Origin of the sequence: Streptomyces sp. adm13(2018), from assembly GCF_008042145.1 — a bacterium.
Lineage (GTDB): Bacteria > Actinomycetota > Actinomycetes > Streptomycetales > Streptomycetaceae > Streptomyces.
Window position 1 is genome coordinate 1 of sequence record NZ_RDBH01000215.1, and the last position, 1,066, is coordinate 1,066.

The following is a 1,066-nucleotide window of genomic DNA, read 5'->3' on the forward strand; positions in this document are numbered from 1 at the left end:
GAACCTGACCCCGACCCCGCCGTCGCTCCCGACCCCGTCGTCGTACGTGATGCCCTGGACTTCGGGGTCTACGCGCGCACCGGCGGCTGGGCCTTCGCGCTCAAGGTGGCGCGCAGCGTCCGGCCCGGTGGGCAGGCCGCCGAGGGGACGGCCGCGGTGAAGGTCTCGGCGAAGGCGTTCGCGGAGCTCGCGGGCTGCTCGCCGGAGCGGGTCATGCGCTACTACAAGGCCTGGGACATGGCGGCCGACGACGGCCTCGTCCCGCAGTTCGAGGTGCTCGTCCCCGGCGAGGAGATCGAACTGCCCGACGCCGACGTCTGGCTCGCGTACTACACCTCCCGCAACAGCGCCTCGTCCGTGCGCGGCCAGGCCATCACCGCGGCGGCCGAGGCGGAGGGCATCCGGCCGACGAAGGCCCTGGAGGTCGCCGAGAACCCGACGGCGCTGCGGGCCGCGATCCTCGCCGACCCGGGCACGGCCGAGGCGGCGCGCGGCGCGCTGCTCGACCGGATGAAGGAGGACCCGGCGCTGCAGACGGAGATGGCCCGGGCCATCGCGCGCACCGACGATCTGAAGAAGGCGGTGGCGAGCGAGGCCAAGGCGGCCGACCGCATCGGCTACGTGCGGCAGATCGTCGAGCAGGGCCAGATCAAGACCCCGGCCGGGCAGACCGTGGAGGCGCCCGCCGAGCTGCGGGCCGAGGCCGAGCGGCACCTGTCGCTCCTCGACGAGCTGGACGACTCCGAGGAGGCGGGCGAGTGGGCCGGGGAGGCGTACGACACCGTCAAGGGCCTGGTCGCGAAGGCGGTCGAGGACGACCCGGCGCTGCGGGTGCAGGAGCGGCGGACCCGGTTCTACAGCAGTCTGCAGAAGGCGACGAAGGTCTTCGAGGAGCTGACCCTGGACGAGGTCCTGGAGGAGGAGATCTTCGAGGACGACATGCTCCAGCGGCTGGAAGCGCTGCAGGAGGCGATCAGCTCCTGCATCAGCACGCTGCGCAGGGCGACCTCGCCCTCCTGACGCGGCACGGCGCGGCCGCCGGTCGGGCCGGCGGCCGCGCCTCCCC

The 1,066-nt window shown here is 73.6% G+C and carries 1 protein-coding gene; it reads left to right on the plus strand.

Annotated features, from left to right (window positions below; translation table 11 throughout):
• Positions 1-1,020, plus strand: a 1,020-nt coding sequence (locus EAO70_RS35755) for a hypothetical protein (protein WP_148006959.1), incomplete at its 5' end; no start/stop codon positions are given.
• Positions 1,021-1,066: the final 46 nt, after the last annotated feature.